Annotated in this window: 18 protein-coding genes; 14 read left to right on the forward strand and 4 right to left on the reverse strand. The window is 52.1% G+C overall.

From position 1 onward, the window contains the following. Positions 1–32: 32 nt before the first annotated feature. Positions 33–551, reverse strand: coding sequence for a flavodoxin FldB (fldB, locus tag ACYP03_RS08585; protein ID WP_248141363.1), 519 nt, complete (start codon positions 549–551; stop codon positions 33–35). Between the two features lie 210 nt (positions 552–761). On the opposite strand from fldB, the gene xerD reads away from it, so the two are divergent. From xerD to ACYP03_RS08620, 7 genes are all read left to right on the forward strand, one after another. Beyond that, positions 762–1616, forward strand: a complete 855-nt coding sequence (gene xerD, locus ACYP03_RS08590) for a site-specific tyrosine recombinase XerD (RefSeq protein ID WP_459779430.1) — start codon at positions 762–764, stop codon at positions 1614–1616. Between the two features lie 222 nt (positions 1617–1838). After that, a complete protein-coding gene (gene dsbC, locus ACYP03_RS08595; protein WP_459779245.1) occupies positions 1839–2561 on the forward strand; it encodes a bifunctional protein-disulfide isomerase/oxidoreductase DsbC in 723 nt (240 codons plus the stop codon). A 182-nt stretch (positions 2562–2743) separates the two neighbouring features. Next, the gene (gene recJ / locus ACYP03_RS08600; RefSeq protein ID WP_459779246.1) at positions 2744–4471 is read left to right on the forward strand and encodes a single-stranded-DNA-specific exonuclease RecJ; all 1728 of its coding nucleotides are present in this window, start codon (positions 2744–2746) and stop codon (positions 4469–4471) included. Positions 4472–4647: 176 nt separating this feature from the next. Further along, positions 4648–5746 (forward strand): peptide chain release factor 2 gene (gene prfB, locus ACYP03_RS08605; protein ID WP_459779247.1). Its coding sequence is split into 2 segments (ribosomal slippage): positions 4648–4722 and positions 4724–5746, totalling 1098 coding nucleotides; the frame shifts between segments, so codons are not numbered across the junction. 31 nt (positions 5747–5777) lie between these two features. Next, positions 5778–7286: a lysine--tRNA ligase gene (lysS, locus tag ACYP03_RS08610; protein WP_248141358.1), complete on the forward strand. Its 1509-nt coding sequence runs from the start codon at positions 5778–5780 to the stop codon at positions 7284–7286. Between the two features lie 192 nt (positions 7287–7478). Next, positions 7479–7886 carry a hypothetical protein gene (locus ACYP03_RS08615; RefSeq protein WP_248141357.1) on the forward strand — a complete coding sequence of 136 codons (408 nt, stop codon included), beginning with the start codon at positions 7479–7481 and terminating at the stop codon, positions 7884–7886. 183 nt (positions 7887–8069) lie between these two features. Next, positions 8070–9398: a sigma-54-dependent transcriptional regulator gene (locus tag ACYP03_RS08620; RefSeq protein ID WP_459779248.1), complete on the forward strand. Its 1329-nt coding sequence runs from the start codon at positions 8070–8072 to the stop codon at positions 9396–9398. On the opposite strand, the gene ACYP03_RS08625 is transcribed toward ACYP03_RS08620, so the two are convergent. Next, on the reverse strand, positions 9399–9830 hold the full coding sequence (locus tag ACYP03_RS08625) for a PACE efflux transporter (protein ID WP_459779249.1): 432 nt from the start codon (positions 9828–9830) through the stop codon (positions 9399–9401). Positions 9831–9934: 104 nt separating this feature from the next. Here ACYP03_RS08625 and ACYP03_RS08630 point away from each other — a divergent pair, with 104 nt between their 5' ends. Both ACYP03_RS08630 and ACYP03_RS08635 read left to right on the forward strand, forming a co-directional pair. Beyond that, entirely contained in the window at positions 9935–10816 is an 882-nt protein-coding gene (locus tag ACYP03_RS08630; RefSeq protein WP_459779250.1) for a LysR family transcriptional regulator, read from the forward strand. A 449-nt stretch (positions 10817–11265) separates the two neighbouring features. After that, entirely contained in the window at positions 11266–11511 is a 246-nt protein-coding gene (locus ACYP03_RS08635) for a hypothetical protein (protein WP_248141353.1), read from the forward strand. Between the two features lie 87 nt (positions 11512–11598). Here the strand turns inward: ACYP03_RS08635 and ACYP03_RS08640 are convergent, their stop codons facing one another. Further along, the gene (locus tag ACYP03_RS08640) at positions 11599–12633 is read right to left on the reverse strand and encodes an NADP(H)-dependent aldo-keto reductase (protein WP_459779251.1); all 1035 of its coding nucleotides are present in this window, start codon (positions 12631–12633) and stop codon (positions 11599–11601) included. Positions 12634–12849: 216 nt separating this feature from the next. Here ACYP03_RS08640 and ACYP03_RS08645 point away from each other — a divergent pair, with 216 nt between their 5' ends. Next, a complete protein-coding gene (locus ACYP03_RS08645; protein WP_459779252.1) occupies positions 12850–13152 on the forward strand; it encodes a DUF6482 family protein in 303 nt (100 codons plus the stop codon). A 10-nt stretch (positions 13153–13162) separates the two neighbouring features. Here the strand turns inward: ACYP03_RS08645 and mutH are convergent, their stop codons facing one another. Further along, complete coding sequence (gene mutH, locus ACYP03_RS08650) at positions 13163–13837, reverse strand: DNA mismatch repair endonuclease MutH (protein ID WP_459779253.1); 675 nt, start codon at positions 13835–13837, stop codon at positions 13163–13165. Positions 13838–14474: 637 nt separating this feature from the next. Between mutH and rppH the strand changes: the two genes are divergently transcribed. From rppH to lgt, 4 genes are all read left to right on the forward strand, one after another. Then, positions 14475–14996 (forward strand): RNA pyrophosphohydrolase, encoded by a 522-nt coding sequence (gene rppH / locus ACYP03_RS08655; RefSeq protein ID WP_036755242.1) that lies wholly within the window; start codon positions 14475–14477, stop codon positions 14994–14996. A 20-nt stretch (positions 14997–15016) separates the two neighbouring features. Then, the gene (ptsP, locus tag ACYP03_RS08660; RefSeq protein WP_459779432.1) at positions 15017–17272 is read left to right on the forward strand and encodes a phosphoenolpyruvate--protein phosphotransferase; all 2256 of its coding nucleotides are present in this window, start codon (positions 15017–15019) and stop codon (positions 17270–17272) included. Between the two features lie 3 nt (positions 17273–17275). Beyond that, on the forward strand, positions 17276–18073 hold the full coding sequence (locus ACYP03_RS08665; RefSeq protein ID WP_459779254.1) for a sulfite exporter TauE/SafE family protein: 798 nt from the start codon (positions 17276–17278) through the stop codon (positions 18071–18073). 92 nt (positions 18074–18165) lie between these two features. Continuing rightward, positions 18166–18972: a prolipoprotein diacylglyceryl transferase gene (gene lgt / locus ACYP03_RS08670; protein ID WP_248141348.1), complete on the forward strand. Its 807-nt coding sequence runs from the start codon at positions 18166–18168 to the stop codon at positions 18970–18972. Positions 18973–18993 lie beyond the last annotated feature (21 nt).

Here is an 18993-nt window from a genome sequence, read left to right on the forward strand (position 1 = left end):
GTTTTTATTTGTGATGCCTGATTTATGAGGCCTCAAAGGGAATCACCGTATTCTGTCAGTACCTGCTCGCACCATTGCTCGATACGCTCATCACTGAATTCATACTGGCTGTCTTCATCTAGCGCCAGGCCGACAAACAGAGACTTGTCTTCAGTCAGTGCTTTTGACGCTTCAAAGTTGTAGCCCTGATTTGGCCAGTAGCCGACAAACTGAGCGCCGGTTGGCAGCAGTTTATCGTGCAGCATGCCCATGGCGTCCAGATACCATTCGGTATAGCCTTCCTGATCGCCCAGTCCGAACAGCGCAATGGTTTTCCCGGTCAGCGTCAGGCCGTCGAGCTGTTCCCAGACCGCTTCCCAGTCTTCCTGCAGTTCGCCGAAATCCCAGGTTGAGATCCCCAGGATCAGCAGGTCATACTGGTTCATGTCGCTGAGGTTGGCATCTTTGATATTGTGCAGATCCACCAGATCTTCGCCGATGCAATCGCGGATTTTTTCCGCGGTCATTTCGGTATAGCAGGTGGTCGAGCCGTAAAACAGGCCGATTTTCATACTGATAATTCCTGGGGTGGCAACAAATTTGCGCTGATTTTACCCTCTCAGGCGCTTCGGTGCACCCTTCCTTACCCACCAGCTAGTTACATTGCCTGTGAAATTCAGTACTATGCTTCAAAATACTGTATTTATATCCAGATGTTTTAGGAGCGGTGTGACGTGGACAATAACAATGACATCACCCTGATCGAACGCTTTTTAGATGCGATGTGGATGGAGCGGGGGCTGTCGGAAAATACCTTGTCTTCCTACCGGAACGATTTGATGAAGTTACAGCAGTGGCTGGCTGATCGTAGTCGCGATCTGCTCACGCTTCAGTCGAGCGATTTACAGAATTATCAGCAGTGGTTGTTTGATGAAGATTTCAAGCAAAGCTCACGGGCCAGGATGACCTCTGCACTCCGCAGATTTTTCCAGTATTTGCACCGCGAGAAGCTGCGCGATGATGATCCGAGTGCGCTGCTGCACAGCCCGCGTCTCCCGAAGCGTCTGCCGAAAGATATCACTGAAGCGCAGGTCAGTGATTTGCTGAACGCGCCGGATGTCAACGATCCGCTGGAACTGCGCGATAAAGCCATGCTGGAATTGCTGTACGCGACGGGTTTGCGTGTGACCGAACTGGTCAGTCTGAGAATGGATAATGTCAGCCTGCGTCAGGGCGTCGTGCGGGTGACCGGTAAAGGGGACAAAGAGCGGCTGGTTCCGATGGGAGAAGAGGCGCTGGAATGGATTGAGACCTTCCTGAGCCACGGGCGTCCGCAACTGTTGGGCGAGGTCAGCTCCGATGTCCTGTTTCCGAGCAAACGTGCCCGGCAGATGACCCGCCAGACGTTCTGGCACCGGATTAAACATTATGCGGTGATCGCCGGCATTGATGCCGAGACTTTGTCGCCGCATGTGATGCGCCATGCCTTTGCAACCCATTTGCTGAATTATGGAGCGGACTTGCGTGTGGTCCAGATGCTGCTGGGGCACAGTGATTTATCCACGACTCAGATCTATACTCACGTAGCAACGGAACGCCTGAAACAACTGCATCAGGAGCATCATCCCCGGGCGTAATTTCTGATAACTCCGGCGTATTCGGGTAACGATGATCCAGAAAATGATGCACCTTGTTACAGAGAAGCAGACCATACTGTGAAGTGGGGCTGAGATCCCAATCATGTCCAGTGAAACTCAGCTGGATATGAAATGACTTGCCTTTTGGCGCTGAACTTTGAAAGATGGGCGGACTCTAACGGTCCGTACCTTTATCACACACGTTTTGTTAAGGATGTTTTCATGCCATTTTCCTGCCGTCCCCTGCTTGTTGCGCTGGCTGCGTTCACGGCTTTTTCTGCCAGTGCAGAACCGAACGCCCGTGCCATTGAAGCTACGCTGTCCCCACTGGGTCTGACCGCTGCATCGGTTAAGCCGTCACCCATTCAGGGAATGAGTGAGGTGGTTACTGAGCGCGGCATTATCTATATGTCTGATGATGGCCAGTACTTTCTGGCAGGCCACCTTTATCAGTCGGTCAATGGTGAGCTGGTCAACCTGACGGAACAGAAACTGGCATCTATCAATAAAGACAAACTGAAAGGCATGGAAGGCGAGATGATTGTCTATCCGGCCAAAGATGAAAAATACGTCGTCACCGTGTTTACCGACACCAGCTGCGGTTACTGCCGTAAGTTACACAGTGAAATGCAGGCCTATAATGATGCCGGGATTACCATCCGTTATCTGGCATTCCCGCGTGGCGGTGAGCGTTCGCAGAACTTTGGCGAGATGAGCGCTATCTGGGCTGCCAAAGATCGTGTCAAAGCGATGGACGAAGCCAAAAAAGGCAAACTGGATATCGAACACAGCCCGCACAACGATGATCTGGTGATGAAGCATTATCAGCTGGGTGTTGCAATGGGTGTATCAGGCACGCCTGCACTGGTGCTGCAAGATGGCACCATGCTGCCGGGTTATCAGCCGCCGAGCCGCCTGCTGCAATTTCTCAACAGCCGCAGTTAACGGCGTCATGTCCAGCCCACAGCCCGCAATCATATGCGGGCTGTTGTTTATTCTACCTGCCTGACGGATATAAAACTGTGAATCAGCTGCCCGGCGGATCGTGCCCGGGTACCCGCCATGGCGGTTTTTTGGTATAACAGCTCTCCATCATTTCAGCCTGCACAACACCAACAAGAAATTGCATGAAAATCGAAATCAAACGTCGCCCGGAAGCAGACACCTCAGGTTTTTCGTCTTCGGTTCACCCGCTGTTAAAGCGTATTTATGCCAGTCGCGGCCTGCGCACAGACACAGATTTAGAACGCGGCGCCAGAGGGCTGCACAGTTACGACCAGCTGAACGGGATTGATGCGGCAGTCAGCCTGCTTGTTCATGCCTTGCAGACGCACCAGCGGATCATCATTGTGGGAGATTTCGATGCCGACGGGGCAACGAGTTCGGCCTTGTCGGTGCTGGCGCTGCGCCAGCTGGGATGCCGCAACGTGGATTATCTGGTCCCCAACCGCTTTGATGACGGCTATGGCCTGAGCCCGGAAGTTGTGGAGCAGGCGCAAGCCCGGGGCGCTGAAATGATTATGACGGTGGATAATGGTGTGTCTTCCGTATCCGGTGTTGCCGCTGCGAAAGAGAAAGGCATTCAGGTGCTGGTGACCGATCACCATTTGCCGGGGGAGATTTTGCCCGCAGCAGATGCGATTGTGAATCCGAACCTGCACCAGTGTGATTTTCCGTCGAAGGCGTTGTGCGGCGTCGGTGTGGCATTTTATCTGATGCTCGCGCTACGTGCAGAGCTGCGCAGGCTGAACTGGTTTACAGAGCAGGGCATTCCCGAGCCCAATCTGGCCGGATTATTGGATCTGGTTGCGCTGGGAACCGTGGCGGATGTGGTGGCACTGGACGGGAACAACCGGATTTTGGTGCACCAGGGACTGCAACGTATCCGGGCCGGACAATGCCGTCCGGGGATTCGGGCTCTGATCGAAGTGGCGAACCGTGATGCTTCACGGCTGGTTGCCAGCGATCTGGGATTCGCACTCGGCCCACGTATTAACGCAGCCGGCCGGTTGGATGACATGTCTTTCGGGGTTGAGCTGCTGCTTTGTGAGGATATGCAAACAGCGCGGCGGATGGCCGTTGAGCTGGATGGCCTGAATCAGACCCGCAAAGAAATCGAGCAGGGCATGAAAGAAGAAGCGCTGGCGATTTGTGAGCGCTTGAAGTTCAATCAGAAAGACATGCCTTACGGTCTGGCTTTGTATCAGGCGGACTGGCATCAGGGCGTCATCGGAATTCTGGCTTCCCGGATTAAAGAACTGTATCACCGCCCGGTGATTGCTTTTGCGTCGGCGGGTGAAGGCGAAATGAAGGGGTCCTGCCGTTCCGTTCCGGGGTTGCACATGCGGGATGTACTGGATCGGATTGATACGCGCCAGCCGGGGATGATCCTGAAATTTGGCGGTCATGCGATGGCGGCGGGCCTGACGCTGAAAACATCTCAGTATGAGGCCTTCAGTGCTGCTTTTGACCAGGCAGTACGTGAAGAGCTGGATGAATCGGCGCTCAAAGGGGTGTTACTGACCGACGGTGAACTCGCGGGCCGGGATATGAATCTGGAAACCGCGGAACTGCTGCGTGGTGCCGGCCCCTGGGGACAGCAATTTCCGGAGCCCAGTTTTGATGGCCGATTTCGCCTGCTGCAGCAGCGGCTGGTCGGCAGTAAACACCTGAAAATGATTCTGGAACCAATTGACGGCGGCAGCATGATTGATGCGATTGCCTTTAACATTGATGTGAGGCGCTGGCCGGATGCGTCGGTACAGCAGGTGGATTTGGTTTATCGTCTGGATGTGAACGAATTCAGGGGTAACCGCAGTGTTCAGCTGATGGTGGAACACCTTGAAGCCGTATGAATTTTTTCGAAACGGAGCCTTGGGCTCCGTTTTCTTTTTGCCGTCCTGAATTTCCGGCTGTCAATCCTGAGGTGGAAATAAAGGATAAGTTTTGTGATCCTCTGTTTATTCTTGCCGCAATTCGCTAAAATCCCCCGGTTGTGTCCGTTTCGGCGAAAAGGCTAAGAAGAGTGGCAATGTTCGAAGTTAATCCAATTAAAAACCGTCTTGAGGATGTGTCTGCACGGACTGACATCCTTAGGGGGTACCTTTGACTACGATGCTAAGAAAGAGCGTCTGGAAGAAGTCAATGCAGAATTAGAACAACCTGATGTATGGAATGAGCCAGAGCGTGCTCAGGCATTGGGTAAAGAGCGTGCAGCGCTGGAAGCGGTGGTAGAAACCATCGACCAGCTGGACCAGGGCGTGGAAGACGTTGAAGGTCTGCTGGAGCTGGCGATTGAAGAGAACGATCAGGAAACCTTTGACGAAATTGGTCCTGAGCTGGATGAGCTGGTCACCAAGCTGGAGCTGCTGGAATTCCGCCGCATGTTCGCTGGTGATCACGATTCGTCCGACTGTTACGTGGACCTGCAGGCAGGTTCTGGCGGTACCGAAGCGCAGGACTGGACGTCAATGATGCTGCGCATGTACCTGCGCTGGGCAGAAGCCAAGGGCTTCAAGACAGAAGTGATTGAAGTCTCTGAAGGTGATGTTGCGGGTCTGAAATCGGCAACGGTGAAAATCACCGGCGAATATGCATACGGCTGGCTGCGCACCGAAACCGGTGTTCATCGTCTGGTTCGTAAGTCACCGTTTGACTCAGGCGGCCGTCGTCATACGTCTTTTGCGTCTGCTTTCGTATACCCGGAAGTAGATGACAATATTGATATCGATATCAATCCATCCGATCTGCGTATCGACGTTTACCGTGCGTCCGGTGCGGGTGGTCAGCACGTTAACACCACGGAATCTGCGGTACGGATTACGCACGTACCAACCAATACTGTGGTTCAGTGTCAGAATGACCGTTCTCAGCACAAGAACAAAGATCAGGCCATGAAACAGCTGAAAGCGAAGCTGTTTGAACTGGAAATGCAAAAGCAGAACGCCGAGAAACAGGCGAATGAAGATGCGAAGTCTGATATCGGCTGGGGAAGCCAGATCCGCTCTTATGTGCTGGATGATTCCCGAATCAAAGATCTGCGTACCGGTGTCGAAAACCGCAACACCCAGGCGGTGCTGGACGGCGACCTGGACCGCTTCATTGAAGCAAGCCTGAAATCCGGTCTGTAATACCGGCCCTGAACTGTTGTTAAGGTTAACCATGACTGAACTAGTACAAGACGAGAACAAACTGATTGCTGAGCGCCGCGCGAAACTGGAACAGATTCGTCAGGATTGCAAAGCAAACGGCCACCCAAACGATTTTCGCCGCGACAGCCTGGCTGCCGATCTTCAGACTGCTTTTGGTGAAAAGACCAAGGAAGAGCTGGAAGAAGCAGGTCAAGTGGTTGCGATTGCTGGCCGTATCATGGCCAAACGTGGTCCATTCCTGGCCATTCAGGATGTATCCGGCCGTATTCAGGCTTACGCTTCGAAAGATGTACAAAAAGAGCTGAAGGAAAAATATTCAGGTCTGGATATCGGTGACATCATCGGTATCAAAGGTGTGCTGCATAAATCCGGTAAAGGCGATCTGTACGTCAATATGGATGAGTACCAGCTGCTGACGAAAGCACTGCGTCCGCTGCCGGAAAAATTCCACGGTCTGACCGACCAGGAAATGCGCTACCGTCAGCGTTATGTGGATCTGATCGTGAATGAAGAATCCCGTAACACCATGCTGATGCGCTCGAAAGTGGTGAACGCGATTCGTCAGTTCATGACCACCAAAGGCTTCATGGAAGTGGAAACGCCGATGATGCACGTGATCCCGGGCGGTGCGACTGCACGTCCTTTCATCACGCATCACAATGCGTTGGACATCGACATGTACCTGCGTGTTGCGCCTGAGCTGTACCTCAAGCGTCTGGTTGTGGGTGGCTTTGAGCGTGTGTTCGAAATCAACCGTAACTTCCGTAACGAAGGTCTGTCTCCACGCCACAACCCGGAATTCACCATGATGGAATTCTATATGGCGTATGCGGACTATCGTGATCTGATGGACCTGACCGAAGAGATGCTGAGCTCCATTGCGCTGGATCTGTGCGGTACGACAGGTCTGCCATACGGTGATGAGACCATTGAGTTCAAAGGTCCATATCCTCGCATGAGCATGCTGGAAGCGATCAAGCACTACAACCCGAACAACGAAACCATTCAGGGTCTGACTTATGAGCAGGTTCAGGATCGTGACCTGATGGTGAGCATTGCGAAATCGCTGCACATTGAGGTGGAGTCGTTCTGGACTTGTGGTCAGCTGCTGGAAGAAATCTTCGGTGAAACTGCTGAGCCGAAACTGCTGCAGCCAACGTTCATCACAGAATATCCTGCAGACATTTCTCCGCTGGCGCGTCGTAATGATGAAAACCCGTTCATCACTGACCGTTTTGAGTTCTTCATCGGTGGCCGCGAAGTGGCAAACGGCTTCTCGGAGCTGAACGATGCAGAAGATCAGGACCAGCGCTTCAAAGCGCAGGTGGATGCGAAAGACGCCGGTGATGATGAAGCGATGTTCTATGACGCCGACTACATTACGGCGCTGGAGCATGGCCTGCCACCAACAGCTGGCCAGGGCATCGGGATTGACCGTCTGGTGATGCTGTTTACCAACAGCCACACGATTCGTGATGTGATTCTGTTCCCGGCCATGCGCCCGCAGAACAATCAGTAATAGCGAATCGCTCTGAATCTGAAAAGCCACTTCCCCGGAAGTGGCTTTTTTTGTCTCAGCCAGAACATGATCTGAGTCCGGCAAGCATACTTCTGTTTTATATAACATTTTTTATCTGAAGGCATAGAATCAATTATGGAGTTAATGTCATAATCCAGCCTTTGTGGTGATGGACAATCCTTAGGAAAAAGAATGAAAAAAGTAGCATGCGCTGTGTTGGCTGGATTGATGCTCAGTGGCTGTGTTTCGACGGAACTGACGCCGCCTCCGACAGATTTTTCAGGCAATTTGCCTGAAGAACTGAAAGAAAGATTTGCAACACTCAATGATTGGCCGCCGGAAGGGAGCCGAGGTGAAGTCCGCACTTTCCATTTTGACAGCGAGCGTTCGTTGTTAACAGTTATTCATCAGCTGCGCAGTACCCGCTGGCAATGGCGAATGGATCAGTCCAAGGTGAAGCCGGAATTGATGGATACTGCGTGTGAGCAATTTGCAGAAGCCATTGAACAGGGACTGGGCGTTCGCTTCTGGTATACGGGAGCTGGTGGTTTTGTCAGTGACCCTGTGTCCCGGGAAACCTGCGCCGCAAATAAATCCTGATTTACGGCACTTGCCCATACCTGATTGAAGAAAAGCCAAAAAATATCACCGGATGCTCAGGCAAAAGGTGATATTTTTGTTATGTGAGGTTTTCGTCACATATACTTGTGAAATACCGAATTGCATTTTTGATGAAAAAAGCATCGCAGTGTTCGTACGGTGTTCGGCAGAATAGGTGATCGAATGGGACAGGGTGCAAGCAAAGAAATCTGGCACGGGGAGTTAGTCCTGCTTGGCGGGCAGACAATTCCCTGGCTACATGCTCTGGAGCAGGTCGGGTGGATTTGCCACCATTGCCATGACTTAAGGGCAGCCGAAACGCTGTTGCTCGAAACCGGCCCGTGTCTCGGGGTCGTCGACCTCAGTCACGATGATTTCAGCCTGAATGCCATCGCCGGTCTGGTGAACCGCCATAAACAGGTACGCTGGCTGGCGCTGGTTCGTGATGAACAACTGAATATTGAATCGGTCTGCCAGTTTATCGTCAGTTTCTGTCTCGATTACTTCACTTCCCCCATTCCTGAAGCGCAACTGTTAAAAACTCTTGGCCATCAGCGCGGCATGTTAACGCTTGAGCGAAAAGTCTGGCCCAAACTCGGCCAGTTCAGTCAGCAGGGCGTGCAGGGTGATACGCCGGTGATGAAAAAGTTACTGCAGCACGTCAAACGTCTGGCTGCTGCCGATATGCCGGTGCTGATTCAGGGCGAAATTGGAACGGGTAAGGAAATGGTGGCGGAGGCCATCTTTCAGGCTTCAACCCGGGCCAAGGGCCAGTTTGTGACCGTGAATTGTTCGGGGGTGAATGCGAACTGGACACTCAATGGTTTGCCTGCCGAATGTTGTTTCGTTACCGCACAGGATGGTGTTCTGTTTCTGAATGAGGTGACCTCGCTGGCACCTGCCCGGCAGCAGGAATTATTGCAATGGCTTCAGGAAGGGCGTTTCACGAAAGAAAATGGCACTGTGGTGTCCGCTGAACCCAGACTCATTGTCGCCACGCATTACCCGCTCGATACACTGGTCAGTGAAGGACAGCTCAATAAGGAGCTGTTTTATCGTTTGAATGTACTCAGCCTGGCTGTCCCGCCACTGCGGGAACGCGGTGATGACTTATTGTCCTTAGCCAATGCGCTGTTGCTGAAATATGCCCGGCAGTATAACTGCGGGGTGAAAGCTTTTTCTGATGATGCCCGACAGGCGATTATGACCTACAACTGGCCGGGCAATGTTCAGGAACTGATCGGCCGTATCAAAAGGGCCGTATTGCTGACCGAGCAAAAGAATATTGAAGCGGATCACCTTGAACTGCCCCGGCAGTCAGATGATAAACAAAGCCTCAAGAAAATCCGTGAAGAGTCGGAGCGCAGCGCACTGCTGAGCGTTCTGGAAAACAACCGGGGTCAGATCACGGCGGCAGCCCGCGAACTCGGGGTTTCCCGGGCGACGATGTACCGGTTGCTGAATAAACATGACCTGATCCCGCCGCCGCGGGATCTGGGTCAGAATTCCTGACTAGGCAGAGGTGCCGACTGTTTCTGGTAACGGGAACACTCTGTCGTATGCCAGGTTGTAGAGGTAGGCATAAATCAGATAGAACACGACCAAACCCAGATCCATGACCAGGGCCGCCCAGAGGCTGATGTCCAGCCACCAGGCCATGATGGGCAGGGTGATCCACAGCAGGCTGAGCTCAAATCCTAATGCATGCACGAAGCGGTGTTTCGTATTTTTCTGCAACTGGCCGCTGTATCTGAGCATGGCATGATCAAACAACAGGTTATAGGCATAGTTCCAGACCGTTGCAATGACCGAAAAAACAACGCCCAGAATCCCGATATGGGCCATCTCAAAGCCGAATCCGTAGCTGAGTACCAAAGTGATCAGCACCAGGGCGATGCCTTCAAATCCGATCGCGTGGCGGACTCTGTCCCAATGTGTACGCATGTGTGTTACCTCAATTTTGAATCACCGTTCTGATGCGTATACTAATCAGAATATTGATAGATAAAAGTTAGTAACTATCGTTTTTAAAGATAGATGGGGCGGAGATGCATTTTTCACTCGAACAGCTCAGAGCTTTTGTCGCCGCAGCAGAAACCGGATCATTTTCGGCAGCAGCACGGCAGATGGGCAAGGCGCAGTCCGTTATCAGTACGGCCATTTCAAATCTGGAGACAGACTTTCACTTGGCACTGTTTGACCGAAGTGGCAAAAAGCCGGTTCTGACCTCTGAGGGGCAAGCGTTGTTGATGAAAGCCCGTCGGGTACTGGCGCAGTGCGGTGAGCTGCAAGTGGCCGCCGATAGCTTCCAGCAGGGAGTGGAACCGAAATTAACGCTGGGTGTGGAGTCGATGGCATTGCTGCCGGCTCTGGCGGATGTGCTGAAGGCGTTTGAGACTAGGTATCCGCTGGTGGAAGTTGAAATCCTGACGGTTGGGACAGGCGATGTCATGAAGTTACTGCATGACGGCAGGGTTCAGCTGGCGCTCATGGTACAGCTGGCTTTTCTGAATCCGGAGATCACGGTGCATGGCCTCGGGCAGGTGGAGGTCTGGTGTGTGGCAGCCAGCGACCATCCGCTTGCTGCGCTCAAGACCGTCGACTGGGCTGATCTCCGGCAGCACCGTCAGGTGTTGCTGACGGGCCGTTACGGGCAGGACAGCGAAGGGTGGCGAGTCTCTGATACGATTTGGCGAACCGAGCATATTCTGTCGGCGATTGAGCTGATTCAGCGCGGGATTGGCTGGACGGTACTGCCGGCAGAAACGGTCAGGGATAAAGTGCTGACCGGACAGCTGGTCCGGCTGGAACCGGCATTTGAAGCGCAGGCATGGAAGCAGCCCGTGGATCTCGCCTGGAGCAGTCAGTATGCACTTGGTCCGGCCGGGAAATTGCTGTGTACGATGCTGAAATCGATGGTGCTTTCCTGACAGCAGGTTCGGTGTTGTTGCAGATCATTTGCGGTAAGAGGAAAACCCTGAAAATTTATCTATCGCTGTTGTTTCCCTCTGATTCTCAGCGATAGATTGCATAATTATCCGACTATTTGGCTTTTTATCAGAGAGAACAAAATAACTTCTTGTTTTTGATGCATTATCGGGCAAGAATATGCTTCATATCACATCATTCTACCTTATAACCAGGAGGAACATACAATGAGCACATTCAACACAAAATGTCTGCGTCCTGCTGGTGATTCGGATCGAAATTCCCATCAGCATTAAGCTCAACTGACCTCTGGTCACTGATCTTAAATACTTTCTACAGTAATTCACTGTGTAAATGGGCCGCGGATACGTCTGTCGCGGCTAGTCAGTTGTCAGCCTGAAAACGGTCGTATTTGCGTCCCTCCATGTTTTATTCAACGGAGAGCACTCTCATGCGCCAATCAGTCTATTTACGTTTTGCTGTTTTACTTATTCGTCTTGATCTTCATCGTGAAGAAGAAGCATGGCGTCGCGAATACCGACGGATGCAGTTTCATTTACCTCAACTGTCTTCACATATTCTGAAAGATATGGGAATTGACAAAGATATGCGCGTCGATTCAGCGCTGGCCGGTCAACGAGCCATGCGTAAGAGCCGTCACCTCAGGCGAGCATTTCGGTCGCGAAGTCTGACGTAATCGCTGGCCTTACTCTGCGGAGTAAGGCCAGAAAGAACCCAACGGCCCCCGTTTTAGCGGGGGCTTTTGTTTTCGGCTTCAGTGGAATTACGGACAAGGATTTGAATAAGTGAGCCCAACTTGCTCAAGATCTGCCAGAATTTCAGCATTGAGTTCTACCGACAGACTGTCGATATTCGCCTCCAGCTGAGTCAGATTCGTCGCGCCAATCAGGGTTGACGCATTGAACGGTTGCTGATTCACAAAAGCCAACGCCATTTGTGCCGGATCCAGTCCATGCTTTTTCGCTACTTTCACATAAGCTTCCGTTGCTGCAATACCTTGGGGGGTAAAGTAGCGGACGAAGCGCTCGAACAGCGTACAGCGGGCGCCTGCAGGTTTTTGACCATTGAGGTATTTACCACTGAGAATTCCGAATGCCATCGGAGAATAAGCCAGTAATTTCACGCCCTCATAATGGCTGATTTCCGAAAGACCGACCTCAAAGCTGCGATTGAGCAAGTTATATGGGTTTTGGATGGTGACTACCCGCGGCAGGTCATGTTTTTCTGCCAGACGTAAAAAGGACATCACGCCCCACGGGGTTTCATTTGACAGTCCGATGTAACGGATTTTACCGGCACGCACCAGTTCGGCCAGTGCTTCCAGTGAATCCGTTAAAGTGACGCCAGTATTTTCATCCGGGTAAGGATAATTCAGCTTGCCAAAACAGTTTGTTTCGCGCTGCGGCCAGTGTAACTGATAGAGATCGATATAATCAGTTTGCAGTCGTTCCAGGCTGTTTTCAACGGCTTCATGAATGTTCCGCCAGTCCAGCGCCATCTGATTTCGGATATGCGGCACATTACGCGGCCCCGCAACCTTGGTTGCAAGAATGACTTTGTCTCGCTTGCCGGATTTTTTCAGCCAGCTGCCAATATAGGATTCTGTCAGTCCCTGTGTTTCTGCTTTGGGCGGTACCGGATACATTTCAGCAGTATCGATCAGGTTGACACCGCGCTCCAGAGCGAAGTCGAGCTGGCTGTGGGCTTCGGCTTCGGTATTCTGTTCACCAAATGTCATGGTACCCAGACCAATCTGACTGACTTCGAGAGATGAATGGGGGATCTTATGGTATTTCATTTGCCCTCCTTGGACCGCAAATTCACTTTGACTATAACCTAGGATGTAGCGGCTGAAAAGCGGCAGGAAAATAGGGGGTTAGCACAAAATGTGCCGGTCGTTTTGTTGCGACAATAATGCAAGCCTGACCTTAGAGCGCCGGGAACAAAGTGGCCGCCTTGCTGAACGGACAATGTTCGCACATAGTTAAATCAGTTCCCTGACTGAGGAGTGGCCATGAAATTGTCCCAATTCAAGCACTGGGTGAAGTCGCCCGGTGAGGATGTGCCGAGATGTGTGCTGACCAGTTATGCAGGTCAGGCGGATTATTTGATGGAAGTCGAGTACAGGCACCACCTTGAGCCGTTGAAAGATGACGACGATAATACACTGCACTTTCAGAATATGGAGCAGGTGAGGGAGTTCTTGAGGCCGCTGGGCGTGAAATCGATCACGCTGCGAATGATCGATCCGCATGACGAATTTTCCCCGGACGGCAAACCACAATGCTGTCAGGACGAGATGACAATTCCCCTGTAATTCCGGGCTGTCAGAGCATGAAATGGCGGGCCAGCAGTTCGGCAGTAAATTGTGTTTTGAGATAAAAGCCGCGTGGCAGGGTTTTGATAGGCTGGCCGTTGGCCCCATAGGCCTCTGTCAGGGCTTTGCTGTTGGCCGCTTTCGGCCGGAGTTGCAGGACTTCACCATGCCGGGCGGTGATTTGTTCCACTTTGCCCAGAACGATCAGATCCATCAGTTCTTCCCAGTCGCGCCGCAGGCGAGCTTCTTCATCTGCTGAAGGGCTCCAGAGCAAAGGAGAGCCGACATGGCGTTCTGCCAGCGGAATTTCGCGTTCACCTTCGACTGGAATCCACAGTACCCGCGCCAGTTTGTGTCTGATATGGCTGTTTTCCCAACTGACGCCATGCAGGCCCGTCAGAGGGGCGACGCAGACAAAGGTCGTTTCCAGTGGTTTCCCCTGGTGGCTGATTGGGATCGTTTTCAGTTCAATACCAAGCTCGGTAAAGTCGGGGACAGGCTGACTGCCGGCTGTGGCACCCAAATGCCATTCCAGAAGCTGGCCGACCCAGCCTTTATCACGACGCAGATCCGGTGGGGGGACTTGTCCTGCCTGCTCGGCCAGTTCTCCCAGCGTGTAACCAGCAAGTGCCTGTGCCCGCGCCAGCAGCTCGGATTCAGAGGTTGGGGGAGAATTTTGGGGCATCGTCATTAGCAGGTATGTCGTACAGGCAATCAGAGAACAGCGTATGGTAACACAATCATCAGGATCCGGGAGAGCTTGCGATAAAGATCAGCCCGACGGTGGAGATCTTCTCCCAAAGATATCCACAGGTAATTTTTCGAACAAAGTGCATATTCTCTGAGCTGGATGGATTTACAGGGTATTGCGTGGAATTTGAACGACGGTCTGGTGTTTATTTCACCAGGTACCTCCCTGAGTTGTGGATAAATGTAAAGTTGGTTGATCTTTGACCACCGCTGAAGATCCGCTGAATAAGATTGAATCTGTTCTCACAGATATACGTAATAATTGATTTTAAGTTAATGGTTTTTAAGTGATTATTTATTCTGTTCATATCCGAAATAAGAAACCGCTTGTTTTGGTTTTGTTGATTAAATCAGCAATAACAGAGTTTCTACACAAAACTATCCACAGAAAGCGTGAATAAATGTGGGAGAGGTCTCATTTCTCTGTTTATAACCTCCTGTTCAGTGAGAAGTTATCCATAAAGTGAGTGCCAGGTAGGAAAAAACAGTGATTGATGACAATGAATGTTTACCCTGAGCCTATTTCTGTGAAAAAATCACTGTTAATTGATATTTTTACTTGAGGTCGTCCAGTGATTGATGGCGATGGATACCGCCCTAATGTGGGGATAGTTATCTGTAACAGCCATGGCCAGGTATTTTGGGCTCGACGATATGGACAACACTCTTGGCAGTTTCCGCAAGGCGGTATCGATGAGGGGGAAACTCCTGAACAGGCCATGTACCGTGAACTGTATGAGGAAGTGGGTCTGACCAAAAAGGACGTCAGGATTTTGGCATCCAGCCGCCATTGGCTGAGATACAAGTTACCGAAGCGTCTGGTCCGGTGGGACTCCAAACCGGTTTGTATCGGGCAAAAGCAAAAGTGGTTTTTGCTGAGTCTGGAGTGCGATGAGTCTAAGGTGAACATGCAGCGTGGCACCACCCCGGAATTTGATGGCTGGCGTTGGGTCAGCTACTGGTATCCGGTACGTCAGGTTGTGTCCTTCAAACGGGATGTATATCGCCGGGCGCTGAAAGAATTCGCGGCGATGGCGATGCCGTTTAAGGAACGTAAGGAACGGAAATCGAAACGTAAAAACAGGCGAGGTTAACCCAAGGGATCATAATGCTTATGCTGACCCAGCTCAGAGAAATCGTAGAGAAAGTTGCCAGCGCGCCGACCTTGCTCGAAGCGTTGGATGTCTTGGTGGTCAGTATTTGTGATGCAATGAAGACGGAGTGTTGCTCTGTCTACATTGTGGATGAGCATCGGCAGCAATATATGCTGATGGCGACCCAAGGGTTAATCAAACCCTCATATCAGGTTGGGCTCAGTTTTAATGAAGGTCTGGTCGGTCTGGTCGGCCGCCAGGCGGAACCCGTCAACGTGGCTGATGCCAGCAGTCATCCCAATTTTAAGCATATCCCCGGTACCAACGAAGAATCCTTCCGCTCCTTTTTCGGCACACCGATTATTCATCAGCGTAAAGTCCTTGGCGTACTGGTGATTCAGCAGCGCGAAAAGCGTGAATTCACGGAAAGCGAAGAGTCCTTCATGGTGACGCTGGCGGCACAGCTGGCAGTCATTCTGGCGCATGCAAAAGCACAGGGGATGTGGCCGGATCAACGGGATGGCCTGCATCTGACCGGATCCGCTGCATCCACAGGCGTTGCGGTTGCAAAAGCCTGGTGGGACGACAACCAGCCAAGATTGGAAGTGGTGAGCCCGGCATCCTGTCTGGACCGGGAAGCCGAGCAGGAACGATTGAGCATTGCCATTGAGATGGCCAGCAATGAATTTCGTCGCCTGCGCAAACGCTTCGATAGTGAACTTCACAAAGAAACTCTGGCGATTTTTGATCTGTTCAGCCACTTGCTGAACGATCCGATGCTGCGGAAAGATCTTTTCTCCAAAGTTGCAGGCGGTGATCAGGCAGAGTGGGCTGTCCGGCAGACCGTGGAAACGTATTCCGCACGTTTTGCCAATATGAAAGATGATTATCTGCGGGAACGTGCGCATGATATCCGGGAGCTTGGGCAGCGTTTACTGTTCTTTCTGCATAATGAGGAAGGGATCGAGCATCAGTGGGATGCGCCGATTGTTCTGCTTACCCGAGAGCTGACAGCCGCCATGCTGGCCAGCATTCCAAGAGATAAGCTGGCTGCCGTGGTGGCGCAGGAAGGTGCTGCAAACTCCCATGCTGCAATATTATCCCGTGCCCTGGGGATTCCGGCGATCATGGGGGTCGATTTTATTCCTGAAAAAGTTCATAACACGCTGGTGGTTGTGGATGGTTACCGGGGCGACCTGCTGATAGAGCCGAACAAGCAGGTTCTGGCCGAGTACAAACGACTGCTGCGAGAAGAAAACGAGCTGACCGCACTGGTCGAGCAGGATCTCGATAAAGCGGCAGTCACGGCAGATCAGGAAAGAATTTTTCTGTATCTCAACGCCGGGCTGAGTGCTGATACCAATATTGCGGTGAATAAGGGCGTGGACGGGGTCGGTCTCTACCGGACTGAAGTGCCGTTTCTGCTGCAGCGCAGTTTTCCTTCCGAAGAAGAACAGGCGGCTCAGTACCGTGCCATCCTGACGTCTTACCCGAATAAATCAGTGGTGATGCGTACACTGGATATTGGCGGTGACAAGCCGCTCCCTTATCTCACCATTGAAGAAGACAATCCGTTCCTGGGATGGCGTGGCATCCGCTTCACGCTGGATCACCCGGAAATTTTTCTGATGCAGGTCAGAGCGATGCTCAAGGCGAGCATTGGTCTCGACAACATGGATATCCTGTTGCCCATGATCTCCGGGATCCCGGAGCTGGATGAATCCAAAGCCTTGATTGAGAGAGCGTTTGAAGAAGTGTCCGCGTTTGCTGAAAGTCAGGGAAAAAGTTTGCGCAGACCGAAGCTGGGGATCATGATTGAAGTCCCTTCCATTCTCTATCAGCTGCCGGCTTTGAAAGACCGGGTGGATTTTATTTCGGTGGGCAGTAATGACTTAACTCAGTATTTATTGGCCGTTGACCGGAACAATTCACGGGTCGCGAATGTCTATGATGCTTTCCACCCTGCTGTCATGCAGGCACTGAAACATATTCAGAGCGTCAGCGAGTCGCTGGCCATGCCTGTGAGTGTCTGTGGTGAGCTGGCGGGTGATCCGCTTGGTGCGTTGCTGCTGGTTGGTATGGGGTACCGCTCTCTGAGTATGAATACCCGGAACGTTGCCAAAATTAAATATGTTCTGCGTCATACGGCACTCAGTGATATGGAGCAACTGGCAGCTCAGGCACTGACGGCGACCTTTGGTCAGGATGTGCGTAAGATGGCGACATCCTTCGTTGAACAGCGTGGTATGGGTGGTTTTATCCGTGCAGGGAAATAATTGATGCCAGAGATGTTGTGGCTGATCCTGATGTGTTTGGGATTGGGAGCTGTGGTTGGTCTTCTGGCCGGGTTGCTGGGGATAGGCGGAGGTTTGCTGATTGTACCTGCATTGGTCTGGTTACTGCCGCATATCGGGATTGACACAGAGTTAGTCATGCATATTGCACTGGCGACCTCACTGGCCTGTATCGTACTGACTTCAGGTTCTTCAGCCCGAAGCCACCTCCGGTTGGGAAATGTGGATATTTCACTGGTCAAATTACTGGCACCGGGGATGATTTTGGGCGGACTGGCTGGCAGCGCAGTCGCGGAATGGGTACCAACAGTTTGGCTGCCAAAGATATTTGCTGGTATTGTGCTGCTGTTAGCGTTGCAAATGCTGTTATCGCTGAAAGTTTCAGGACGTCATCCTTTACCTGGTGGGACAAAAATTGTCGGCAGTGGCAGCATCATTGGATTGGTTGCCAGTCTGGCCGGGATTGGCGGTGGCTCGCTGACCGTGCCATATCTGAGCTGGTATGGTGTGGAAATGCGGCGTGCGATCGGGACGGCGGCGTTTTGCGGCTCCATTATAGCGGTTGCCGGTATGGCGGGCTTTATTGTCGCCGGCAGCGGAGCTGCTTCTTTGCCGCCTTATAGTGTGGGGTATGTGTATTTGCCTGCGCTGCTGGGGGTTGTGTGTACCTCGGTGCTGACAACCCGGTTCGGCGCCCGAATGGTCAGCAGTCTACCGACGCAGACCCTGAAGAAAATATTTGCCATCTTCTTGTTATTTATTGGCGGCAAGATGTTGTTTTAGAGTAAGCCTGTCTGTGGATTGGCATGAGAGCACCCGCGAGCATGACCGTTCACGAGTGCTGCTTTCATTGATTAACCAAGAGTATGTTTTGAATGAGTCAAGGCTATCTGACGTTTCCTAATTTTGATCCGGTTCTGATTGAAATCGGCCCGCTGGCTGTACGCTGGTACGGTCTGATGTACCTGCTGGGTTTCATGTTTGCGCTCTGGCTGGCGAACCGCCGGGCAGATAAATCCGGCAGCGGCTGGACACGTGACCAGGTGAGTGACCTGCTGTTTTTCGGTTTCTTAGGGGTTGTGATTGGTGGCAGGGTTGGCTACGTACTGTTTTATAACTTCGAGATGTTTCTGGCTGACCCGCTGTATCTTTTCAAAGTATGGACCGGCGGGATGTCCTTCCACGGCGGATTGCTGGGTGTGATGACAGCCATGCTCTGGTATGCCCACAGAAATGGCCGCCGTTTCTTTGATGTGGCTGATTTTGTTGCACCGTTGGTACCGTTCGGATTGGGCGCAGGCCGGCTGGGGAATTTTATCAACGGAGAACTCTGGGGCCGGGTTACGGATGTCCCCTGGGCCATGGTGTTCCCGACTGGCGGACCGCTGCCGCGCCATCCGTCTCAGTTATACGAGTTTTTCCTGGAAGGGGTGGTCCTGCTGATTATCCTTAATATCTTCATTCGGAAACCGCGTCCGGCCGGAGCGGTATCTGGTCTGTTCCTGCTGGGATACGGGAGTTTCCGTTTCCTGGTGGAATACTGCCGCGAGCCGGATGCACAACTCGGCCTGTTTGGAGGCTGGATCAGCATGGGACAAATACTGTCTCTGCCGATGGTGTTTGGCGGTATTCTGTTGATGGTCTGGGCCTACAAAAGGGCAGGCCATCATCGTACCGCTTAACCGCATTGAAGACATGAACAG

It is taken from the genome of Photobacterium sp. R1 (assembly GCF_054600795.1).

What these genes read in the sequence shown, in the direction of transcription:
- ptsP (WP_459779432.1), top strand. Translation starts at nt 15,017, where the DNA reads ATGCTGACCCAGCTCAGAGAAATCGTAGAGAAAGTTGCCAGCGCGCCG.
- mutH (WP_459779253.1), bottom strand. Translation starts at nt 13,837, where the DNA reads ATGCCCCAAAATTCTCCCCCAACCTCTGAATCCGAGCTGCTGGCGCGG.
- xerD (WP_459779430.1), top strand. Translation starts at nt 762, where the DNA reads ATGTGGATGGAGCGGGGGCTGTCGGAAAATACCTTGTCTTCCTACCGG.
- ACYP03_RS08615 (WP_248141357.1), top strand. Translation starts at nt 7,479, where the DNA reads ATGAAAAAAGTAGCATGCGCTGTGTTGGCTGGATTGATGCTCAGTGGC.
- ACYP03_RS08630 (WP_459779250.1), top strand. Translation starts at nt 9,935, where the DNA reads ATGCATTTTTCACTCGAACAGCTCAGAGCTTTTGTCGCCGCAGCAGAA.
- ACYP03_RS08645 (WP_459779252.1), top strand. Translation starts at nt 12,850, where the DNA reads ATGAAATTGTCCCAATTCAAGCACTGGGTGAAGTCGCCCGGTGAGGAT.
- fldB (WP_248141363.1), bottom strand. Translation starts at nt 551, where the DNA reads ATGAAAATCGGCCTGTTTTACGGCTCGACCACCTGCTATACCGAAATG.
- ACYP03_RS08640 (WP_459779251.1), bottom strand. Translation starts at nt 12,633, where the DNA reads ATGAAATACCATAAGATCCCCCATTCATCTCTCGAAGTCAGTCAGATT.
- lysS (WP_248141358.1), top strand. Translation starts at nt 5,778, where the DNA reads ATGACTGAACTAGTACAAGACGAGAACAAACTGATTGCTGAGCGCCGC.
- lgt (WP_248141348.1), top strand. Translation starts at nt 18,166, where the DNA reads ATGAGTCAAGGCTATCTGACGTTTCCTAATTTTGATCCGGTTCTGATT.
- ACYP03_RS08625 (WP_459779249.1), bottom strand. Translation starts at nt 9,830, where the DNA reads ATGCGTACACATTGGGACAGAGTCCGCCACGCGATCGGATTTGAAGGC.
- ACYP03_RS08665 (WP_459779254.1), top strand. Translation starts at nt 17,276, where the DNA reads ATGCCAGAGATGTTGTGGCTGATCCTGATGTGTTTGGGATTGGGAGCT.
- dsbC (WP_459779245.1), top strand. Translation starts at nt 1,839, where the DNA reads ATGCCATTTTCCTGCCGTCCCCTGCTTGTTGCGCTGGCTGCGTTCACG.
- recJ (WP_459779246.1), top strand. Translation starts at nt 2,744, where the DNA reads ATGAAAATCGAAATCAAACGTCGCCCGGAAGCAGACACCTCAGGTTTT.
- ACYP03_RS08635 (WP_248141353.1), top strand. Translation starts at nt 11,266, where the DNA reads ATGCGCCAATCAGTCTATTTACGTTTTGCTGTTTTACTTATTCGTCTT.
- ACYP03_RS08620 (WP_459779248.1), top strand. Translation starts at nt 8,070, where the DNA reads ATGGGACAGGGTGCAAGCAAAGAAATCTGGCACGGGGAGTTAGTCCTG.